The 21,450-nt window shown below is 67.8% G+C and carries 18 protein-coding genes (1 of these 18 running past the window's edge); 9 read left to right on the top strand and 9 right to left on the bottom strand.

Going from position 1 to position 21,450, the window contains the following annotated elements:
• A protein-coding gene (locus E6C72_RS20075) for a right-handed parallel beta-helix repeat-containing protein (protein ID WP_109865242.1) crosses the window boundary here: on the bottom strand, positions 1 to 1,321 show its 5' portion. Its footprint begins 560 nt before the window's first position; the window shows 1,321 of its 1,881 coding nt (coding positions 1–1,321); it begins with the start codon at positions 1,319 to 1,321; its stop codon lies beyond the left edge, outside the window.
• 411 nt (positions 1,322 to 1,732) lie between these two features.
• Here E6C72_RS20075 and E6C72_RS20070 point away from each other — a divergent pair, with 411 nt between their 5' ends.
• Positions 1,733 to 2,377, top strand: coding sequence for a cold-shock protein (locus E6C72_RS20070; protein WP_247876139.1), 645 nt, complete (start codon positions 1,733 to 1,735; stop codon positions 2,375 to 2,377).
• 75 nt (positions 2,378 to 2,452) lie between these two features.
• On the opposite strand, the gene E6C72_RS20065 is transcribed toward E6C72_RS20070, so the two are convergent.
• From E6C72_RS20065 to E6C72_RS20055, 3 genes are read right to left on the bottom strand one after another with little or no spacing between them, the layout of a single operon-like run.
• Positions 2,453 to 4,180 (bottom strand): ShlB/FhaC/HecB family hemolysin secretion/activation protein, encoded by a 1,728-nt coding sequence (locus E6C72_RS20065; RefSeq protein WP_247882150.1) that lies wholly within the window; start codon positions 4,178 to 4,180, stop codon positions 2,453 to 2,455.
• Positions 4,181 to 4,197: 17 nt separating this feature from the next.
• Positions 4,198 to 6,336: an adenylate/guanylate cyclase domain-containing protein gene (locus E6C72_RS20060; RefSeq protein ID WP_109865239.1), complete on the bottom strand. Its 2,139-nt coding sequence runs from the start codon at positions 6,334 to 6,336 to the stop codon at positions 4,198 to 4,200.
• Between the two features lie 25 nt (positions 6,337 to 6,361).
• Positions 6,362 to 7,084, bottom strand: a complete 723-nt coding sequence (locus E6C72_RS20055) for a hypothetical protein (protein ID WP_109865238.1) — start codon at positions 7,082 to 7,084, stop codon at positions 6,362 to 6,364.
• Between the two features lie 300 nt (positions 7,085 to 7,384).
• Between E6C72_RS20055 and phoU the strand changes: the two genes are divergently transcribed.
• From phoU to E6C72_RS20035, 3 genes are all read left to right on the top strand, one after another.
• Positions 7,385 to 8,152 (top strand): phosphate signaling complex protein PhoU, encoded by a 768-nt coding sequence (gene phoU, locus E6C72_RS20050; RefSeq protein ID WP_109865237.1) that lies wholly within the window; start codon positions 7,385 to 7,387, stop codon positions 8,150 to 8,152.
• Between the two features lie 260 nt (positions 8,153 to 8,412).
• Positions 8,413 to 9,567 (top strand): ATP phosphoribosyltransferase regulatory subunit, encoded by a 1,155-nt coding sequence (locus E6C72_RS20040; protein ID WP_109865235.1) that lies wholly within the window; start codon positions 8,413 to 8,415, stop codon positions 9,565 to 9,567.
• Positions 9,568 to 9,683: 116 nt separating this feature from the next.
• A complete protein-coding gene (locus E6C72_RS20035) occupies positions 9,684 to 10,976 on the top strand; it encodes an adenylosuccinate synthase (RefSeq protein ID WP_109865234.1) in 1,293 nt (430 codons plus the stop codon).
• 72 nt (positions 10,977 to 11,048) lie between these two features.
• Here the strand turns inward: E6C72_RS20035 and E6C72_RS20030 are convergent, their stop codons facing one another.
• Positions 11,049 to 11,753: an SDR family oxidoreductase gene (locus E6C72_RS20030; protein WP_109865233.1), complete on the bottom strand. Its 705-nt coding sequence runs from the start codon at positions 11,751 to 11,753 to the stop codon at positions 11,049 to 11,051.
• Positions 11,754 to 11,860: 107 nt separating this feature from the next.
• The gene (locus E6C72_RS20025) at positions 11,861 to 12,313 is read right to left on the bottom strand and encodes an Rrf2 family transcriptional regulator (protein ID WP_109865232.1); all 453 of its coding nucleotides are present in this window, start codon (positions 12,311 to 12,313) and stop codon (positions 11,861 to 11,863) included.
• 317 nt (positions 12,314 to 12,630) lie between these two features.
• Between E6C72_RS20025 and E6C72_RS20020 the strand changes: the two genes are divergently transcribed.
• A complete protein-coding gene (locus E6C72_RS20020) occupies positions 12,631 to 13,263 on the top strand; it encodes an MBL fold metallo-hydrolase (RefSeq protein WP_109865231.1) in 633 nt (210 codons plus the stop codon).
• A 13-nt stretch (positions 13,264 to 13,276) separates the two neighbouring features.
• Here the strand turns inward: E6C72_RS20020 and E6C72_RS20015 are convergent, their stop codons facing one another.
• Positions 13,277 to 14,098, bottom strand: a complete 822-nt coding sequence (locus E6C72_RS20015) for a ParB/RepB/Spo0J family partition protein (protein ID WP_109865230.1) — start codon at positions 14,096 to 14,098, stop codon at positions 13,277 to 13,279.
• Between the two features lie 411 nt (positions 14,099 to 14,509).
• On the opposite strand from E6C72_RS20015, the gene E6C72_RS20010 reads away from it, so the two are divergent.
• Together E6C72_RS20010 and E6C72_RS20005 are read left to right on the top strand one after the other, a co-directional pair.
• Positions 14,510 to 14,986, top strand: a complete 477-nt coding sequence (locus E6C72_RS20010) for a class I SAM-dependent methyltransferase (RefSeq protein ID WP_109865229.1) — start codon at positions 14,510 to 14,512, stop codon at positions 14,984 to 14,986.
• Between the two features lie 9 nt (positions 14,987 to 14,995).
• A complete protein-coding gene (locus E6C72_RS20005; protein WP_247876138.1) occupies positions 14,996 to 16,309 on the top strand; it encodes a class I SAM-dependent methyltransferase in 1,314 nt (437 codons plus the stop codon).
• Between the two features lie 49 nt (positions 16,310 to 16,358).
• On the opposite strand, the gene E6C72_RS20000 is transcribed toward E6C72_RS20005, so the two are convergent.
• Together E6C72_RS20000 and E6C72_RS19995 are read right to left on the bottom strand one after the other, a co-directional pair.
• On the bottom strand, positions 16,359 to 18,518 hold the full coding sequence (locus E6C72_RS20000) for a malate synthase G (RefSeq protein ID WP_109865228.1): 2,160 nt from the start codon (positions 18,516 to 18,518) through the stop codon (positions 16,359 to 16,361).
• Between the two features lie 162 nt (positions 18,519 to 18,680).
• Entirely contained in the window at positions 18,681 to 19,838 is a 1,158-nt protein-coding gene (locus E6C72_RS19995) for a hypothetical protein (protein ID WP_109865227.1), read from the bottom strand.
• A gap of 207 nt (positions 19,839 to 20,045) precedes the next feature.
• Between E6C72_RS19995 and E6C72_RS19990 the strand changes: the two genes are divergently transcribed.
• Together E6C72_RS19990 and E6C72_RS19985 are read left to right on the top strand one after the other, a co-directional pair.
• Positions 20,046 to 21,017, top strand: coding sequence for a hypothetical protein (locus E6C72_RS19990; RefSeq protein ID WP_109865226.1), 972 nt, complete (start codon positions 20,046 to 20,048; stop codon positions 21,015 to 21,017).
• The gene (locus E6C72_RS19985; RefSeq protein WP_109865225.1) at positions 21,014 to 21,439 is read left to right on the top strand and encodes a phage holin family protein; all 426 of its coding nucleotides are present in this window, start codon (positions 21,014 to 21,016) and stop codon (positions 21,437 to 21,439) included. Before E6C72_RS19990 ends, E6C72_RS19985 begins: the two co-directional genes overlap by 4 nt.
• Positions 21,440 to 21,450: the final 11 nt, after the last annotated feature.

Raw genomic sequence — 21,450 nt, 5'->3', positions numbered from 1 at the left:
CGATCACCTCGTTGCCGCGGATGATGGAGCCCATGTCCTTGGCCGACCGCCCGAGCATTTCGATGCCGCCGCCGTCGGCGGTCTCCTGCCCAACATGGTGGATCCTGTTGAACTCCACGGTGTTGTTGCGGTTCAGCTGGCCGTCATCCCACTCCTTGAACGACACGCCGTAACGGGGAGCGTCGGTGACGTCGTTGTGGCTGACCAGGGTATCGCTGCTGCCGACGGCACCGATGCCGGCCCCGCCCTTGGTGATCTGGCCGATATGCTCGATGGTGTTGGCGTAGATGCGGTTGCCGTTGGCGGCATGGATCATCGACACGCCGTTGTCGCCGAGCTGCTCCATATGGTTGCCGGCGATGCGGCTGTTGTCGGTGCCGTCGAGCGACACCGCGGTGCCGACATTGACGAAATGGTTGCCACCGACCGAGTTGTTGTGGCCGCCCTGCATCGACAGCGCCGAGCCGTCATAGCGGGTATCGGAGAAGGTCAGGCCTTCGATGCTGACGTTGCTGGCATTGCTGGTCTTGATCAGCGTGCCGAGCCGGGCGACGACCACGCCGTCCGACTGGAAGCTGCCGGCATGCTCCGGCTTCACCACCAGCTTGCCGTCGCTGGCGCGCCAGCCGAATTCACCGGCGTCGCGGATCAGCGAGGCGTCGTTCATCACCCGATAGGTGCCGCCGGTGCGCAGGCCGTAGGAGGCCGCGTCGTCGAGCGTCACCGTGTGGTGATACTGGTCGATCGACTTCACAGGCGAGATGTCGTCCCTCAGCCGTTCGGTGTCGAAGGTCTGGACGACCAGGCCGGCATGGGGCTTCAAGCCCGAGGGGATGTCGCCGTTCGAGAAGTTGAAGCTGGTCTTGCTGGCGCCGGTGGAGTTGGCCTTGAGCACATGCCAGCCGCTGGTCGTCGCATGGGCCGGGTCGAAATCGCCGGTCTGCGCCGCATGCTGGCGCGCCCCGCCGATGCTGACATCCAGGCCGTTGGCGGACGAAAGCTTGGCGGAATAGAGGCCTTTGCCCTCATAGGTGAAGCCGGTCACCCGCTCGCCACCGCTCAACACCGGTGTCTCGCTTTTGTAGGCGAGGAAGCTGTGGCCGTCGTCGTGGGAATCGAGGGTCAGGGTCTTGTTCAGGCGGTAGGTGCCACCACGAACATAGGTGGTATCGATGTCGCTCGCCCGCATCGCGTCCCGCGCCTTCTCAAGGCTGGCGAAGGGACCGTCGGTGCCGGCGGCGTTGGGAGCGGCGAGCCGCCCGGACCAGCTGTCATTGCCCTTGGTGGACACGAAAAAAGCGGCCTGGTCGGTGGTCGTCATAAGTCATTCCTCCGTTCTGATGGAGGCATGAGTCCAATTTTTTAGTTAAAATTTTATTTACGCCATAAGTACCGCTGATGGACAGGTTTCCACTGCAAGATCAGTATTTTGTGGTACGATGAATGTATGCAAACTGGTGGCAGTATGAACCAGTTTTGTTTATGAAACTGGACAATCGATACGGACAAGCTTCCGCTTTTAACGACTCTCGTATTACGAGTGTCGCAAGTCTCCAACTGATGTCGTCGATCACCGGAACGTCACAGGTCATCACCGCACTGGTCATTTTCTGGAATTTTATGATAAGCTCACGCACGCCGGGGTCTTGTTCTTGGTCATACTGCGGTGCCGCGCCCAGTTCAGCGTCAGGGCCGCCCCTCCCCCGGCTACAGGACGTGAAAGGGACCTGTCTTGAGCGAAGAGTTGAAGAACGTCACCGCGACGAACGTCACCGCGACGGTAAAGTGGTTCAAACCGGAAAAGGGTTTTGGGTTCGTCCGCCTCGCCGATGGCTCCGGAGAGGCTTTCTTGCACGCTTCGGTCCTGGCCGCCGCCTCCCTGCCCAACCCGGTCGAGGGCACGACGGTCGTCTGCGATCTGGCCCAGGGCGCCAAGGGACCGCAGGTCGTCGCCATTCACTCCGCCACGCCGCCGGAAACGCCGCCTGCCCCGCGTGCCCGCAACCAGCGCCCGCCGCGCGCCACCGCTTCGGCACAGCCGATGGGCCAGCAGGGCAGCCAAATCCCTGGACTGGGCGCACAGCCGGACGAGGGCGGTGAGACCTACGCCCGTCCGGCGAAGCCGCCGCGCGAGCGGCGCGAGCGCCATGCCGAGCCGGCCGGCCCGGCCACCATGGCCTACGGCACGGTGCGCTGGTACAATCTGGACAGCCAGTCCGGCCTGATCGAGCCGTGGGAAGACGGCGCCACCGTCTATTTCGACCGCGCCACCCTGCGCCAGTCCGGCCTGGACATCGTCGCCGACGGCGAGGATGTGCGCTATCTGGCCGTCGGGTCGGAGGATGCGCCGGTCGCCCAGCGGGTCGAGCTGATCTGACGACGTGCCCTTTGCCGTAATCGCCGCCGCGGTCCGGCCATAACAGGCCGGCCGCGCGGCGATGATCGTGCGACCTCAGAACCGCGTCGACAGGGTGAGGAAGGCACGCGGGGCGCGGTCCTGCGTGCTGAAGGGCGTGGTGATGAAGGGCTTGGCGAGTTCGACGCTGGCGTCGATGCTCTGGAACACGCCGAATCGCACGCCGACACCGGTCGAGGCGAGAGACCGGCGGCCATGACGCGTGCCGCCCTCATAGTTATACACCGCCCCATAATCGCCGAAGCCATAGGCGATGGCATAATCCAGGCCATCCTCTTGCACCGGCAGGATGTATTGCAGCTCCGCCCGGCCGGCGAAGCCGCTGTCACCGGTGATCTCCGAGGGATCGAAGGCGCGGCCATACTGCTTGCCGCCCAACCCGTATTCCTCCGACGACAGCAGTTGATCGGGGCTGTATTGCGCCTCGCCGGACAGAAAGAGGATCAGCTGGTCGGTCAGCGGCTGGTTGCGCTGGGCCGACAGCAGAATCTTGCGGAAATCGCTGCGCCCGCCGCTGCGCGTCAGGTTGGCGCTGCCGGATTCGGTGGCGTTCAGGATGTCCAGCCCCTTGGACAGCTCTGCCGTCAGCAGGTTCGACGCGCCCCAGCCATCGGCGAAATCATAGGAGACATTGGCGGTAACGATGCGCAGACGGTCCTGAGACAGCTTGTCGCCCAGCGCATCGGTGCGGCTGTCGCGGACTGTGAAGCCGAGACCGGCGCGCAAGGTCACCGTCCGGCTGCGGATGAAGGGATGCGACACCGCCACCCGGCCGGAGGTGGTCAGGCTGTAGAGGTCGAGCGGCCGGACGCTGTCGCCCGGCTGCGACCAGGACCGGCGGACGCCATACTCCACCGTCGTGCCCTCGGCATCCACCGGCACGAGCTGGCCGACGTCGAAGAAGCGCAGTTCGCGCAATTGCGGGGTGACGATGCCCTGGGCGGTGGTGCGCTCGAACAGGCCGAGCTGATCCTCGACGCTGGCGACGCCGGTCAGCTGGAACGGACCGATCGAGCGGGTTCCGCGGTTGTCCAGCGACAGGGAGCCGTTGAAGGGCGTGCGCTCCAGCGCCAGGGTCAGGCGCGAGGCGCCGGGGGTGTCGGGCGACGCCTCCAGCACCGTCTTCACCGCCACACCGGGCAGATCGTCGGCCAGCAGGACATAGCGCTCCATGTCAGCCATGCGCAGCGGGCGGGAGGCCTTGATCTTCTCCCCCATCCGCCGAAGCAGACCGAGCCGGTCGGCCGCCTCGCCCTGAACGATCACCTCGTCGACATAGCCCTCCACCACCTGCAGGCGGACGACGCCATCGCGGATGCGCTGGGCCGGCACCACCGCCTGCGACAGCACATAGCCGTCGTTGCGGTAACGCGCGGTGATGGCGTCGCGGATGGCGTAGAGATCCGCCAGAGTCACCGGCTTGCCCAGCCTGTCGCGCCACAGGGTGGACAGGCTGTCGGCGTCATAGACGCTGTTGCCGTCGATGCGGATCTCGGTCAGCGTCAGGGTGATGCGCTCGGCATCGCGGGGCGGCGGAGCTTTTTCCGGCGCCGGCATTTCGATTTCCGGCGAGGATTGCGGCACGGCCGGCCGTTCGAAGCGCTGCTCCAGCCGGTTGGGGTCGAGGGACGGAGGCAGGACCGGCGGAACCACTTGGGCCAGCGCCGGCAGCGGACCGGCAACACCCGCCAGCAGCAGAATGGACAGGCGGGCGAGACGCCGGGCGTGGCGGGGGGCGATGATGGGCATGACGGTTGGGGACACGGCTTTTCGTCGCAAGGCTATTTGTCGGTGAGGGCGGTGACGCCGGCCCAGTTCGGCTCGGCAGGCAGGCCGATGCGCCTTTCCGCCTTGTTCAGCATCGCCACGGCGGCGCCGTCACCGGCGATCAGAGCGCGGAACCCGGCGGCGGCGTCCTCGAACCGGCCGGCGCGCCAGTTCTCAAGGGCCGCGGCATAGGCGGCGCGCTGGGCACGCTCCTCGGGGTCGGTACGGCGGGCATCCGACAGCGGCTCGAAAACCTCGACCGGTTCACTGCGGCCGACGACCTGAACGATGTCGAGCGCCCGGAAGGCCTCCGGATCGCCATGGTGGCGCATGGTCTCGCCGCTGACCATCAGAAAGGTGTTGTAGTATTTGTTCGCCCCCTCCAGCCGGGAGGCCAGATTCACCGTATCGCCCATCACCGTGTAGTTGAAGCGGCGGGGCGATCCGATGTTGCCGATCAGCGCCGGACCGGTGGCGATGCCGATGCGGTTGGAACCGCGACCGCCGGATGTGGCCAGCAGGGTGGGATCGTCCGCCATCGCCTGACGCATCGCCAGGGCGGCCGACACCGCGGCGCGGGCATGGTTGTCGATGGCATAGGGGGCGCCGAACACCGCCAGCACCGCGTCACCGATGTATTTGTCGACGAAGCCGCCATGGGCTTCGATGATGTCGGTCATCACCGTGAAATAGCGGTTCAGCACGGTGACCAGCGCTTCCGGCTCCATCCCCTCCGACATCTTGGTGAAGCCCGCGATGTCGCAGAACAGGATGGACAGGTCGCGCTCCTCGCCACCCAGGCTGGGCGACTGGCCCGACGCGATCATGTCGTCGATCAGCGATCCCGGCAGGTAGAGCTTGAAAGCGTTGCGGATGTGCCGCTGGTCGCGATCCAGCACGGCGAAGCGGAAGCCCAGGGCCAGCGGGAACACCAGCAGCGCCGCCAGCGCCGCTTGCAACCAAGGCAGCACCAGTCCGCCCTGGAATGCCTCCACCGCCACGCCGCTCCACCCCGCCAGCAGCAGGAGCAGACCGAATGCCGCCACCGGCGGCCGGATCGCCAGCGTCACCACGGCGGCCAGTCCGGCCAGCAGCAGGACCAGCGCCGCGGCGGCCGGCCGGCCGGTCTCCTCCAGCGCGTCACGCGCGATCAGGTTGGAGATGGCGGCGGCATGGATGTAGACGCCGGGGATGCTGTCGCGGGTGCGGCCGGCGACATACAGCTCGCCCATCACCGGCAGGGCACAGCGCTCGGGAAGGTTGACTCCCTCCGGCTTGGTGACCCAGCGGTTGGAGGAGAGCTTGCGGTCCTCGACATCCAGCACGGTGCCGACCATCACCGCCTTGCCCTTGAAATGCCTGGCAAAAAAGTCGGTATTGCCGGCTTCGGCGCAAGCGTGGAGGTCGGCGAGCGAGTAGGTCGGGATGGCGCCGGCTGCGGTGGCATGGTTGACCAGCAGCCGGTTCCCCTCCCCGCCCGGCACCCGGTAGCCGCCGAGCATGGCCGAACCATCGGCCCCACGCTCCAGCGGCGCCTTAAGCGCCCGCGACGCCACCTCCACCGCCATGCCCGGCTCGGCCTTCGGTTGACCGTCCGGACCGGTGACGGTCAGCGTCAGCGGCACCCGGCGCAGAACGCCGTCGGCATCCTCTACAAGATTGACCGAGCGGATGTTGTTTACCCCGGCGGCGATCATATAGCCCCGATAGGGCATCAGCGGGTCGCTCTGATGCTGCACCTTGGCCAGCACCAGCCGCCCCTCCTTGCCGCCGCGGCGCAGGGTCAGCAGGTATTCGCGCTCGAATCCGGGGATCAGTGTCTCGACCGACGTTGGGTGCACGAGGTCGAGGCCGATGGCCGCCGCCCCGCCGTCGAGCATGGCGCCAAGCACCGTGCCCAATCGCGGCCCCCACAGCGCCTGCGGCGTGCCGGCGAAGGGCGGGCGGCGATAGGTCTCCTCGTCGATGCCGACCACCACCACCGGCGAAGGATCGGGCGCCGGGCGGGGGCCATGCACCCGCTCCCGCAGCCAATAGAGGCTGTCGATCGACGGCCCCTGCAGCATGGGCGAGGCCGCCAGCACCGCAAGCGATGCGATCAGCGGCGCCACCGCGCCGAGCAGGACCAGCCGGACGCGCCGGGGCAGCCTCATCCCAGTCAACGGTCGTGCCCGCCGCTCAGAAGCGGATCAGCCGGCCGAGCGCCGGACCGCCGCCGGCCGACGCCTTCTCGTCGATCTTCACAACGAAGGACTTCTGTCCGGCGGAGATCCTGTAGAGGCCGCCCGGCTCCAGCCCGGCACCGGCTTTGGCAGTATCGAGTGTGGTGCCGGGGACATTCAGCGTGCCCGGCGCCACTCCCTGCACGTCCAGCCGCTCGATGGCGACCGGACCGGGAGCCGACAGGACCAGCACCGGATGCGTCTTGAACAAGGTCAGGTCCGGCTTCGGCAGCGGCGCCTTCATGCCCGGAAGGGCGATGGGCGCGCTGCGGAAGACGGTCACTCCGGCCTTGCCGGCTTCGTTGGAAGCCAGCAACAGCTTGCCGCCGTCGCAAGGCAGCGTGTGGCGATCGATGCTGCCGCCCTGCACCGCCGACTCGCGGGCGCCGACCGTCACCGATCCGCCGGTGATCGTCTCGTTCACGCAGGATTCCAGATAGCTCAGCGTCAGCGTCTGGCCGGCCTTCAACGTGACCGTGCGGCCGGCCGCGAGATAGTCCATCGGCTGCACACCGGCGACACCGTCGGACACATCCTCAACCAATGCGGTGGGTGCGGCCGCCGCCGGCGCCGGATCGGCGGCCTGCGCCAGTGGCGATGCAGCCAGCAGAAGCAGGGTTCCTGCGGCAGCGGCGCGGACTGGCATCTTAAGGACGGGACTCTGGAACGCGGCGGACATGAAAGAACGGCCTCCCGGTCAATGAAGGGGGCAATACCCCCTACGGACGGATCCAATACGGCTATGTCCCCTTTAACGAAGTTACCGAGTTACTTCAAATCCAATACGCTGCGGACGGGGCGGGTCACAGCAACGGTATCATTATAAAGCGGCCGTCCGAGCGATATGCGATTGTCAGGAAAGTGAAACAATCCCGCCACGTTGCCGTCATGACCACAGGCTAATATACACCTCCCGCGCGTGGCGACCTTGCGGGCCGCTGCGGATGGGACGGAGATCATTGGAGCGTCGCGACCGAACATGGGCACCGAACACATCGTCCGTTCCTTCGCGCAGGAATTGCAGCGTCTGTCCAACCTCGTCACCCAGATGGGCGGCGTGGCGGAGGCGCAGGTCGAAGCTGCGGTGAAGGCGGTGACCCGGCGCGACGTCGGGCTCGCCTCGCAGGTGATGCAGGCGGATGCCCGGCTCGACGCCTATGAGCGCGACATCGATGCGGAGGCGGTGCGGTTGCTGGCCCTGCGTCAGCCGATGGCCCAGGATCTGCGCGAGATCGTCTCGGCCCTGAAGGTTGCCGCCGATCTGGAGCGCATCGGCGACTATGCGGCCAACATCGCCAAGCGGTCGCTGGCGCTGGCCCAGGTGCCGGTGGTGCGGCCGGCGGCCGGCATCCCGCGCATGGGCCGGCTGGTCGAGGCGATCCTGAAGGAGGTGCTCGACGCCTACATCGAGCGCGACGTCGACAAGGCGATCGCCGCCTGGGAACGCGACGAGGAACTGGACGACCTCTACACCAGCCTGTTCCGCGAGGTCCTGACCTATATGATGGAGGATCCGCGCAACATCACGCCCTGCACGCATCTGCTGTTCATGGCGAAGAATCTGGAGCGCATCGGCGACCACGCCACCAACATCGCCGAGATCATCCATTTCCTGGTGGTCGGCTCACCGCTCACCGTGCTGCGCCCGAAGAACGACGGCAGCAGCTTCGCCGTGGTGTCGCCGGAGGCGACGGAGATCGATCCGGCATTTTCCCCCGAGGATGACCCTGCATCCGACGCCGGCTGAACCCCGACAGTCAGAATCGCCCTTTCCCGCCCCGGGAGGGGAGCCACACTCTCCGCCCGCCTTTCGCACATGCCCCACCACCGCCGGCAGCGATGCTTTCCCCGGCAGCCTGCGACGGATCCGCCCGCGCAGGGGAGATACCGCCACCGTGCGGGGCTTTTCCGTTTGCATGCGGCGCGGGGGTCGGGTATTAGCCCGCCCCGTGTGCCCGACATTCGCCGCGGCATCCCTGTCCCTGCCTGCAACGAGACACGCTGGTCATGCCCGCCGACGCACTGAGCTCCGCCCTGCTTCCCGCCGGACTGCACGACGTGCTGCCGTCCGAAGCGGCGCATGAGGCGGCCGCCGTCGAACGCCTGCTGGCGGAATTCGCCGCGCAGGGTTACCGCCGCGTCGACCCGCCGCTGGTCGAGTTCGAAGAGAATCTGCTCTCCGGCCCGGGAGCCGCGATGTCCAAGCAGACCTTCCGGCTGATGGACCCGCATTCGCAGCGGATGATGGCGGTCCGCGCCGACATCACCCCGCAGATCGCCCGCATCGCCACCACCCGCCTGAAGAACGAGGCCCGGCCGCTGCGCCTGTGCTACGCCGGGCAGGTGCTGCGGGTGAAGGGATCGCAGTTGCGTCCCGAACGCCAGTTCACCCAGGTCGGCGTCGAGCTGATCGGTGCCTTGGAGGCGGAGGCCGATGCCGAGGTGGTGCTGCTGGCGGTCCAGGCGCTGACCGCCATCGGCGTGCCGCACCTGTCGGTCGACCTCTGCGTGCCCACCATGGTGTCGCGCATCTGCGCCGGGCTGGGTCTGGGCGAGGATGAGATCCGGCAACTGCGCGCCGCGCTCGATCGCAAGGACTCGGCCGCCGTGGCGGCCGTCGGCGGCCCGGCGGCCAAGCTGCTCGAAACGCTGATGGAGGCCTCCGGTCCCGCCGACCGCGCCATGCAGGCGCTGGCCGCCCTGCCGCTGCCGGAAGGCGCCGAGAAGGACCGCCGCCGGCTGACCGATACGCTGGCCCTGCTGCGCGCCGCGATGCCCGACCTGACGGTGACCATCGATCTGGTGGAACATCGCGGCTTCGAGTACCAGACCGGCCTCAGCTTCACCCTGTTCTCGCGTGCCGCGGGGGAACTGGGCCAGGGCGGGCGCTACCGTGCTGGCGCGCAGGGTGATGACCGCGGAGAGCCGGCGACCGGTTTCACGCTCTATATGGACACGCTGCTGCGCGCGGTTCCGGCGGCCAAGGCCCCAGGCCGGGTCTATGTACCGCATGGCAGCGGTTGGGAGACGGCGCGCAAGCTGCGGGCCGAAGGATGGGTGACGGTTGCCGGGCTGGCCCCGGTGACCGATGCGGCCGCGGAAGCCAGACGGCTCCAGTGCGGCCATTGGCTGGCCGGCGGGGACGTCAAGCCGGTCGTGTGACCCTGGGTTCAAACGAGTTGGGTTCAGGATGAACGGGCCCCCACGCCGTGCGGATGGTACCCTGCGGTGGATCGGGAGGTTGAGCGGTTCCTTTTGAAGTTTTGCGGAGACGAGAGATGGCCAACGTTGCGGTGGTCGGCGCCCAGTGGGGCGACGAGGGCAAGGGCAAGATCGTCGACTGGCTGTCCAGCCGGGCCGATGTGGTGGTGCGCTTCCAGGGCGGTCACAACGCCGGCCACACGCTGGTGATCAACGGCGTCGAATACAAGCTGAGCCTGCTGCCGTCCGGCGTGGTGCGCCAGAGCAAGCTGTCGGTCATCGGCAACGGCGTCGTCTTCGACCCGTGGGCCTTCATTCGCGAAGTCAACGCGATCAAGGAAAAGGGCGTCTCCGTCACCCCGGAGAACCTGATCGTCGCCGAAAACGTCCCGCTGATCCTGCCGGTGCACAGCGCGCTGGACAAGGCGCGCGAGGAGGCCAAGGGCGCCGGCAAGATCGGCACCACCGGCCGCGGCATCGGCCCGGCCTATGAGGACAAGGTCGCACGCCGGGCCATCCGCCTGTGCGACCTGACCGACGACGCCGTGCTGGTGGAGAAGGTCGACGCCCTGCTCGCCCACCACAACGCGCTGTTCCGCGCGCTGGGCGCACCGGAGATGACCCCGGCCGACATCCTGGAGCCGCTGCGCGAGATCGCGCCGCAGGTGCTGCCCTACGCCGCCGTCGTCTGGAAGCAGCTGGACGAGCTGCGCCGTGCCGGCAAGCGCATCCTGTTCGAAGGCGCCCAGGGCACGATGCTCGACATCGACCATGGCACCTACCCCTACGTCACCTCCTCCAACACGGTGGCTGGCAACGCCGCAGCCGGCAGCGGTATGGGCCCGCGCGCCGTCGGCTATGTGCTGGGCATCTGCAAGGCCTACACCACCCGCGTCGGCTCCGGCCCCTTCCCGACCGAGCTGAAGGACGATATCGGCGAGCTGATCGGCCAGAAGGGCAAGGAATTCGGCGTGGTCACCGGGCGCAAGCGCCGCTGCGGCTGGTTCGACGCCGTCATGGTCCGCCAAGCCGTCAAGACCGGCGGCATCGACGGCATCGCCCTGACCAAGCTGGACGTTCTGGACGGCTTCGACGAGATCAAGGTCTGCGTCGGCTACCGGCTGGACGGCAAGGAGATCGACTATTACCCGGCGAATGCCGGTGCCCAGGCCCGCGTCGAGCCGATCTACGAGACCTTTGAAGGCTGGAAGGACACCACCCGCGGCGCCCGCTCCTGGGCGGAGCTGCCGGCCCAGGCGGTCAAGTATGTCCGCCACATCGAGGAGCTGATCCAGGCCCCGGTCGCCCTGCTGTCGACCAGCCCGGAACGCGACGACACCATCCTGATGACGGACCCCTTCGCCGACTGAGTTGGCGGAAAGGTCACAACAAAAAGGGCCGGCACTTCGCCGGCCCTTTTTGTTTTTTTATGACCCCTCAGGTCACACCGACCGCGTCAGCCCGCCATCGACACGGATGTTCTGACCGGTGATGTAGCCGGCGCCCGCCGAGGCCAGGAAGGCCACCGTGGCGGCGATCTCCTCGCTGCTGCCGTAGCGCTGCATCGGCACGCTCTGGCGCCGTTCCTCGGTCGCGGGCAGGCTGTCGATCCAGCCGGGCAGGACGTTGTTCATCCGCACATTGTCCGCCGCATACTGCTCGGCGAAGATCTTGGTGTAGGCGGCAAGACCGGCCCGCGCGACGGCGGAGGTTGGGAACATCGCACTCGGCTCGAACGCCCAGGCGGTGGAAATGTTGACGATCGAGCCGGCCTTCTGCGCCACCATGATCGGCGCCACCAGCCGGACCGCCCGCACGACGTTGAGGAAATAGACCTCCATCCCGCGGTGCCAGTCCTCGTCGCTGATCTCCAGCAGGGGACCGCGCGGGCCATGGCCGGCGCTGTTGACCAGCGCGTCGACGCGGCCCCAGCGCTGCATCGTGGCATCGACCAGCCGCTTCAGGTCGTCGCTGGACTGGTTCGACCCGGTGATGCCGATGCCACCCAGCTCTGCCGCCAGCGCCTCGCCCTTGCCGGAGGAGGACAGGATCGCGACCTTGAACCCGTCGGCCGCCAGCCGGCGCGCCGAGGCCGCACCCATTCCGCTGCCGCCGGCGGTGATGATGGCGACCTTCTCATCAGACATGCCCAATCCCTCCCAAATTCACGGTTGTCCAACCATAAGGATCGCCAGTCGCCGTCTCAAATGCGATTTCAGTGCGGCGGCGGAGCGGGAGATGTGGACCGGGAGGGTCAGATGTCGAAATTGGCGGCGATGTTGCCGGTGGACTGGCGGTGGCGCAGGGCGTCGGCCAATGTACGGTTGTCGAGAACAGCGGCGGTGGCGTCGCGGACCTGGACCATCAGCCAGCGGACCGAACAGGTCTCGGTATCGATGCAGTCCTCGCATGGCCGGAAGGAGGCCTTGCTGGCGCAGGGGATCGGAGCGAGATGGCCGTCGATCAGGCGGATGACCTCGCCGAAGGTGATCTCGGCCGCGGGACGGGCCAGCCGGTAGCCGCCGCTCTTGCCGCGCTTGGCGAACAGGACGCCCTCCTTGCGCAGCTCGACCAGGATCGCTTCCAGGAACTTGCGCGGGATATTCTCGCGCTCCGCGATGTCGGCGATCAGGATCAGGTCGCCATTGTCCTTCTCCGCCAGCATGATCAGGGCACGCAACGCGTATTTGGCTTTCTGCGACAGCATTCCGGCGGAATCCGTATGATTTGCGGCGGCGGCAAGATGGTCCGCCCCGATCTAAAGCTTCGGTGGTTAACATTTCGTACCGGCCCGCTATTCCACCCAAAAGCGCAATCCCGGACCGGACCAGCGGACCTTAGATCGGATCGCGCAAAATCGGAATCGATTTGAAGCGTGAATCCGATCGCCAGTTGCCGGCCAGATTCCCCACGCACTGCGACCGGCATTGCGCGAATGGTTTGCGGCAGCCGCCGCGGGCGCGTTAAGGTCGCCCTGCCCATCGGGCCATTCCGCCGTTTTCCCGTAGAGCCGAAGGTCAGGACATGCAGTACGCCATCGTTCCGGTCACCCCGTTCCAGCAGAACTGCACGGTGCTCTGGTGCCCCGAGACGATGAAGGGCGCCGCCATCGATCCCGGCGGCGATCTGGACCGCATCCTGGCGGCGGCCAAGGCCAAGGGCGTGACGCTGGAGAAGATCCTCGTCACCCATGGTCACATCGACCATGCCGGCGCGGTCGCCGATCTGGCCGACAAGCTGTCGCTGCCGATCGAGGGACCGCACCGCGAGGACCAGTTCTGGATCGACGGCATGCCGATGCAGAGCCAGATGTTCGGCTTCCCGCCCGTCCGCTCCTTCACGCCCGGCCGCTGGCTGGACGAGGGCGACACCGTGACCGTCGGCAACCAGACGCTGGAGGTCCGCCACTGCCCCGGCCACACCCCCGGCCACGTCGTGTTCGTCCACCGGCCGTCCAAGCTCGCCATCGTCGGCGACGTGCTGTTCCAGGGCTCCATCGGCCGCACCGATTTCCCCAAGGGCAACTTTGCCGACCTGATCGCCTCGATCCGCGACAAGCTGTTCCCCTACGGAGACGACATCGCCTTCATCCCCGGCCATGGCCCGATGTCGACCTTCGGCGAGGAGCGGCTCTACAACCCCTTCCTGAACGACTGAGGGCGGCGCTCTCTCAATCCACCGCCGGATCGTCGCCCAGCAGCAGGTCGATGCGCCGGCGCAGGCTGATCAGCTCGCGGCGCTGCATGTCGTCGACATAGGCGCGGTGTTCGCGCGGGTCGCCCAGCCGCGCGGTGGCGCGGCGCAGCGCGTCGAGGAAGCGGCCGACCGCCGACATGGTGCGCAGCGACGGCTCCCTGGCGGCGTCCTTGCGGCTGCGGGTGGCCTGGACGGTGCCGTCGCCGGCCTTGACCTGCTCCCACAGGGCGATCTGTTCGTCCAGATCCTTGATCCAGGCGATCTCGATCAGGGTGGAGCGCGACACGTCATGGTGGGCGGCGGCATATTCCTGCTTGATCATCTCCGGCAGGCTGTTCAGCCGCAGGGTATGGCTGACGTTGCTCTGGCTCTTGCCGATGATGCGGCCCAGCTGTTCCTGGGTGTAGCCGAAGCGCTCGATCAGCCGGGCCAGCGCCTCGGCCAGCTCCAGCGCGTCCAGATCGACGCGCTGCACATTCTCCACCAGCGTCAGTTCGTCCGGGTTGCCGGAGGTGACCAGCGCGTAGATGGTCGCCAGCCCCAGCATCTCGTGCGCCCGCAGCCGCCGTTCGCCGGCGACCAGACGGTGCCCGCCGACGACCTCCTGCACCAGGATCGGCTGTTTCAACCCGTAATGGGCAATCGAGTCGGCCAGCCCCTGCATATCCTGCGGATCGAAATGGCGGCGCGGCATCCCCGGGTTGCGCATGATCCTGGCGACGTCGAGTTCCAACAGCCGGGGCGGCTTGCCCGTATCGTCGAACAAATCCGAATGATCGGGTGCGAGCGTCGGCATGTCGTCTACAGGTCCCCTGGTCCCCAATCCGCCCGGTCGTCCTTCCGGTTTCGCAACGGTGCCCGGCACTTACGGCCCTGTCAACGGTGCAGTGGAAGAAAAGGAGAACATCGCCCCCGCAATGCGCCCGCGATGCTGCGGTCGCGAGAATCCGACTCAAATAGTCGATGAAAAGGAACCGTCATCGCGGAGTCACCGTTTTGTTAAACGATCATTCAAAATCCATTCGGCTGGCGCAATGAAACGTAACTGAGTAGAAAGGGTTTAAGCAGAGCCGAGGAATTGATCCGGCGTCTGTTGGGAGGTCGGTCGATGTCACTTGCTGAACGCAAGCTTTTTGTCGAGCGCTGGATTCGCTCACCCCTGAAGGTCGCGTCGGTAACTCCAAGCGGACCTGAGCTGTGCCGGACGATGGCGAAGGCGGCCGATTGCAGCCCGACACGGCGGGTGGTGGAATTGGGGCCGGGCACCGGTCCGGTCACGTCGGCCCTGCTGGCCCATGGCGTCACCCCCGACAATCTGCTGATGGTCGAACTCGACCCCGCCTTCGCCGACCATCTGTCGATCCTGCACCCCAACGCCACGGTGGTGCGCGGCGACGCCACGCGGGTCCACCGCATCGTCCAGGCCCATGGCTGGGAGACCTGCGACGCCGTGGTATCGGGCCTTCCGCTGATTGCCATGCCGCTGTCGGTGCAGGCGCGGATCGTGCGCGGCGCCTTTTCCGTGCTGGCGCCCGACGGCGTTTTCGTGCAATTCACCTACGGTCCCTTCGCCCCGGTCAATCCGGAACTGATCCGGCGGCTGCGGCTGAAACCGCGGCGCCATGCCTGGATCGCCCGGAACCTGCCGCCGGCGTCGGTCTGGACCTTCCGCCGGCTGCCCTGACGAGTCATTTTGACTGCTGACACTGTACTGGATGAGGCGCGCGCCCTGATCGACGCGCGCCGTTACCGTCCCGCTTTGCGCCTGCTGCGTGGCGCAACCGCATCATCCGGGGTCGAGCGGCTCCATCTGCTCGGGCTGGCCCATCTCGGCCATCGCGGCCCGTCCGCCGCCATCGCCTGTCTGCGCCGGGTGCTGGCCGACAGCCCCGCCGACGCCGACCGGCTGGCCATCCTCGCCAGGGCCCATCAGGCCGACAACGCACCCCTCCCCGCCGTGACCTGGCTGGAGCGCGCGTTGCGCGTGGCTCCCGAGCGTCCGGACCTGACCGCGGCGCTGGCCGGAGCCTTGCGCCGCGACGCCCGCTACACCGACTCGGTCGCCGTAGCCCGCAAGGCGCTGGCCGCCGGCGACCTCTCTCCCGACATCCGCTTCGAGGCGGCGACGGCCGCAGCCTATCTCGGGCGTGACGAAGAGGCGCTGGCCCATTTCAACGCTCTGCTGGCCGACGACCCCGAACATGCCGCGGCATGGTTCGGCAGCCACGCCCAGGCTTTGCACCACCATGGCCCCGACGAGGCGCTACGTCGCCTGCGCCACGCCACCCGCTGCGGCGGCGCCGCCGGCAAATACTGGGGCTATCTTGCCGCCACCCTGCGCCTGCTCGGTCGCTCGGCCGAGGCTGACGCTGTCGAAGAGGCGGAGGTCGGCGACAACCCGAGGCGCCGCCCGCTGCCGGACGGGGCCAAGGCGCTGCTGTCCAACCTGTCCGCCGACTTCCGCCTGTTCGGCAACAGCGGCCGGCTGCTGCGCCACGCGCTGGCCTGTGCCGCCACGCCCGGTCTGGTGCTGGAGTTCGGTGTCCGGCGCGGCACTTCGCTCGACCATATCGCCGACGCGGCGGGCCAGGAGGTCCACGGCTTCGATTCGTTCGAGGGGCTGCCGGAGGGCTGGGTCAACTCTCCCCGCGGCGTGTTGACCACGGGCAGCCAGCTGCCGCCGGTGCGCGACAACGCCCGTCTGCATGTGGGGTGGTTCGAGGACAGCCTGCCGCCGTTCCTGGCGGCCCATCCGGGGCCGGTGCGCTTTGTCAATGTCGACAGCGACATCTACGCGTCGGCCCGCACGGTGCTGACCGCGCTGGCGGATCGGGTGCGGCCGGGCACCATCATCGTGTTCGACGAGTATATCGGCAACCACAGCTGGCGCGACGACGAGTATCGGGCGTTTCAGGAATTCGCCGCGGCGAATGCGGTGCGCTACGAGTATTTCGCCGCCAGTCCCTACACCAAACAGGTGGCGGTGCGGGTGTTGGCAATAGGGTAGGCGGGTTGGGTGCGGCGGGGAGCAAAGCCCCCCGCAGCGGAGACAGACCTCAACCGGCCGCCTTAACCTGACGGCGGCGCGCATGCAGGACCGGCTCGGTGTAGCCGTTCGGCTGGACGCGGCCCTTGAACACCAGATCGCAGGCGGCCTGGAAGGCGATGCTGCCGTCGAAGTTGCCGGCCATCGGCTTGTACAGCGGGTCGCCGGCATTCTGCTTGTCGACGACGGCGGCCATGCGCTTCATGACCTCCATCACCTGGGCCTCGGTGCAGATGCCGTGGTGCAGCCAGTTGGCGATGTGCTGGCTGGAGATGCGCAGGGTGGCGCGGTCTTCCATCAACCCGACGTCGTGGATGTCCGGCACCTTGGAGCAGCCGACGCCCTGGTCGATCCAGCGCACCACATAGCCGAGGATGCCCTGGGCGTTGTTCTCCAGCTCCTGCCGGATCTCGTCCTCCGACCAGTTGGGGCGGTCGGCGAGCGGGATGGTCAGGATGTCGGACAGGGCGGCGGCCTGCCGCTTGGCCAGCTGGTCCTGCACCTCGGCCACATTCACGGCGTGATAGTGGGTGGCGTGCAGGGTGGCGGCGGTCGGCGACGGCACCCAGGCGGTGTTGGCGCCGGCCTGCGGATGGCCGATCTTGGCGACCAGCATGTCGGCCATCAGGTCGGGCATCGCCCACATGCCCTTGCCGATCTGGGCGCGGCCCTTCAGACCGGCGCGCAGCCCGACATCGACATTGTTGTCCTCATAGGCCGAGATCCACTTGGTGGCCTTCATCGCCGCCTTGCGGACGACGGGGCCGGCCTCCATGGAGGTGTGGATCTCGTCGCCGGTGCGGTCGAGGAAGCCGGTGTTGATGAACACCACGCGGTCCTTGGCGGCGCGGATGCACTCCTTGAGGTTGACGCTGGTGCGCCGCTCCTCGTCCATGATGCCGACCTTGAGGGTGTTGCGGGCCATGCCCAGCAGGTCCTCGACACGGCCGAACAGCTCGTCGGCGAAGGCAACCTCTTCCGGCCCGTGCATCTTCGGCTTCACGATGTAGACCGAGCCGGCGCGGCTGTTGCGCAGTCCGCCTTCCGCCTTCAGATCGTGCAGCGCGATCAGCGAGGTGAAGACGCCGTCGAGGATGCCTTCCGGCGCCTCGCTGCCGTCGGACAGCTTGACCATGTCGATGGTCATCAGATGGCCGACGTTGCGGACCAGCAGCAGGCTGCGGCCGTGCAGGGTGACGCTGCCGGTCGGCGTGGTGTAGACGCGGTCCGGGTTCAGCTTGCGGACGATGGTCTTGTCGCCCTTCGGGAAGCTGGCCTCCAGCGTGCCCTTCATCAGGCCCAGCCAGTTGCGGTAGGCGACGACCTTGTCCTCCGCATCCACGGCGGCGACGGAATCCTCGCAGTCCTGGATGGTCGACAGCGCCGCTTCCAGAACCACGTCGGCGATGCCGGCGGCATCGTCCTTGCCGATCACGCTGCTGCGGTCGATGCGGATTTCGATGTGGGTGCCGTTCTGGACCAGCAGCACGGCCGACGGCGCCGAAGCCTCGCCCTGCCAGCCGACGAAGGCGGCCTTGTCCTTCAGCCCGGTCTTGGCACCGGTCTTCAGCGTCACCGCCAGCGCACCGCCCTCGACCGCGTAGGCGGTGGCGTCGGCATGGCTGCCCTCGGCCAGCGGAACGCTGTCGTCGAGGAACTTGCGGGCCCAGGCGATCACCTGCGCGCCGCGGGCGGCGTCATAGCCGCCGGCCGCAGCGGTGCCGGGGATGGCGTCGGTGCCGTACAGCGCGTCGTACAGGCTGCCCCAGCGCGCGTTGGCGGCGTTCAGGGCATAGCGGGCGTTGGTGATCGGCACCACCAGCTGCGGACCGGCGAGATAGGCGATCTCCGGATCGACGTTGCCGGTTCCGACGGCGAAGTCGCCACCCTCCGGCACCAGATAGCCGATCTCGCGCAGGAACGCCTCATATTCGGCCTGATCGAAGAGCTTGCCACGGCGGGCGGTGTGCCAGGCGTCGATCTGCGCCTGCAGGCTGTCGCGTTTGTCGAGCAGAGCCTTGTTGCGCGGCGCCAGCTCGTGCAGCAGCTGGTCGAGGCCGGTCCAGAGACGGTCGGCGTCGACACCGGTCCCCGGCAGCGCCTCGTCATTGATGAAGTCGTACAGCGGCTTGGCGATTTCGAGGCCGCCACGGCGGATCCAGTTGCTCATCTCGTTGCGTGTCCCATTCTCTTGCGCTCGGTTCGCAGACTCCTCTTCGGGAGTCTTGGTTCATCGGTTATCGCGTCTTCCGCGCGAGCCGGTCAACACAATGTGGCACCGCAGCGTATGGAGAAATGGTAGCAGGCTCCCGGCGCAGGAAACGTGCCCCCCTCACGCCAGCAGATTCAGAACGGGGGCCGGTTGGGCGGTCGAAGCGACGGCGGGGGACACGGCCACGCCATCCGTCCCCTCCCCTTCGCCGCCACCAGACAGCCCGGCGCCACCGGGTGCCTGGCCAAGCTCCTTGCTGGACCCGAAGGCTGCTGCGCGCAGGGCGTTGACCTCCTTCTGGGCGGCATCCACCATCTTGTCGTCGGCCTTGAAACCTTCCCGCCGCTCGCGCCGCCGCTTTTCCGACTCGTCCAGCATGTTGGCGGCCTTCGCCTCGCCGATGATGCGCTTGGAGGTGGCCAGCACCCCTTCCACCCGCTGGCCGAAGGCGTCTGCCTCGCGGTAGCGCGACATCTTCATGGCGTTGTCGGCCATCAATTGCTGGATCATCGCACCGCGTCCGCCGATGCCGCCGGCCGCGGCCCCCGCCGGACCGGTGCCGGTCATCGCCCCGCCGCCCAGGCCCGACAGCACATCCTCCACCAGACGCTGGATGTCGTCCGGCAACGCGCCGTCCTGACCCGCGCCCTGATCCGTAATCACGCCGGCGACATCCGACGCCGCTCCGGCATTGGCCGCCATCAGGTCGGCGGCCGTCTCCGCCGAGGCCCCCTCCCCCGTCGAGAAGCCGATGGTCAGCGACACCTCGGTCTGTTGCAGGGTCAGGCTGGTGGTGCTGCGGGTGATCGTGGTCTCCGACGACAGAATCGTGCCGCCGGTGGCGGCGCTGCTGTCGCCGGGCAGACCCATCTCCGCCGCGGCCTTGATGCCGGCGCCATATTCCTTGGCCGCGCGTCCGGCCTCGCGCGCCAGCAGTGCCGCCTCCCGGGCAAGGGACGCCAGTTTCTGCGGATCGCCCTGGGCGAAGCGCATCGCCAGCTTCAACTCCTCGATCCTGCGTTCGACCTGTTCAAGCCGGGCGGCGGCGGATGCCTTGGAGCCACCGACCCGCCGCGCCTCCTCCAGCGCCGCCTGGGCGGTGGCATGGTCGCTCTGCCATTTTGCGGTGGGCTGGGTCAGCCCCTGCGCGCGCTCCGCCTTCTGGGCGAGCTGGCCTTGGCCGTCCTTCGCCTCAAGCTCCTTCTCCCACGGCTTCTTCGCCTGCTGCAGGCGGAAAAGTCCGGCCTGACCGTCGGCCACAACGCTGAAGACGCTCATGCCGCCACCCTCCGGCCCGGCCGCACCAACTTGTTCGCGGGAAAGTTTAGCACATTCGTGGCTGCTGTCCATTTCGCGCCACACGTGCGTGGAACCCCGAAGGCTTGGCTGGTGTTTCACTTCCCGACACCCGCTTCCGCAACGGGCGGTTTGACGCCGCAGGCGCGGAGCCACGGAAAACCGGAACCCCCGAGGAGGAAAGACAAGATGCCGAACCGCGACATGACCGGCACCGGCGGACCGAACCCGACCGGCTCCACCACCGGAAGTTCCAACATCGGCGACAGCGTCGACGAGATGAAGAAGAGCGTCAACCGTGCCGCCGAAGACGTGATGTCCACCGGACGCGAGACGCTGGGCAACGCCCAGGGGCGCATCCGCTCGCTGCTGGAACAGCAGACCGGCCGTGCCGCCGACCAGTTGGGCGGGGTCGCCAATGCCCTGCACAAGGCTGCCGAGCAGCTGAACCAGGAGAATGGCGGCGTGGCCGCCGATTACGCCGAGCAGGCGGCCGGCCGCGTCGAGCGCGTCGCCGACATGCTGCGCGACGCCAATGTCGACGACATCGTCGGCGAGGTCGAAGGCTTCGCCCGCCGCCAGCCGGAGGTGTTCATCGGCGCCGCCTTCGCCGTCGGCTTCCTCGCCGCGCGCTTCATCAAAAGCTCCAGCGACCGCCGGATGCACCGCGCCTCGACCTCGCGGCAAAGCACAGCCCACCCGTCGCAGAGCGTCCGCACCGCGCGTGGCGCCTCCTATGACACCCCGCGCGACGTGGGGCGCGATATGGGCCGCACGTCCATGCCCAGCCGCGGCATGGCCGGCGGCATCGGTGAATCCGTCAGCCGGAGCACCCCGCCGCAGAGCGCCGACACGCCGACGACCGGTTCCTCCAGCGTGAACACCGCCCATCTGGCCGGCCGCATGGAATCGGAGCGCGGTGCGGAGCGTCTGGGTGAGCCGAAACCGGCCGCCGGCCGCATCGGCATGCCGCTGTCCACCGCCCCGGCCTCGGTCACCGGCCGCAACGCCGCGCCGGCAGCCGATACGGCGCTCGGCACCGGCGCCGTCGGCAGTGCCGGCAGCACCGCGAATTCAGGCACCACCGGCATCAGCGGCACACAGGGCGCCGCCGCCGGCACCGGCCCCTCCACCTCCAAGCCGCAGGGTCAGCGTCCATGAGCGCCGCCGAGAACCGCTATGACGAGCCGCGGGATCCGCGGCAGGACCGGCCGCTCGCCGGCCTGTTCGCCGATCTCGCCCGCGAATCCGCCAACCTCGCCCGATCCGAGATCGCGTTGGCGAAGGCCGAGCTGACCGACAAGGCCACCGAGGCCGCCGGCGGCGTGGCCTTCATCGCCGTCGGCGGACTGGTCGCCTTCGCCGGCGTCCTGGTCCTGCTCGCCGCCGCGGTTCTCGGCCTGTCGAACGTCCTGGCCCCGTGGCTGTCCGCGCTGATCGTCGGCGTGGTGGTTCTGGCGGTGGGCGGCATCCTGGCCTATGTCGGCAAGAACCGGCTGAGCCCCACCAACCTCCGCCCCCGCCGCACCATCAAGACGCTGGACGAGGACAAGCGCTGGGCCAAGTCCCAGCTTGCCCGCTGAGGGGCCGGCCG

It is taken from the genome of Azospirillum sp. TSH100, from assembly GCF_004923295.1.
GTDB lineage: Bacteria > Pseudomonadota > Alphaproteobacteria > Azospirillales > Azospirillaceae > Azospirillum.
The sequence above is the reverse complement of the archived record's forward strand: the minus strand, read 5'-3'. Positions and strand labels throughout refer to the sequence as shown.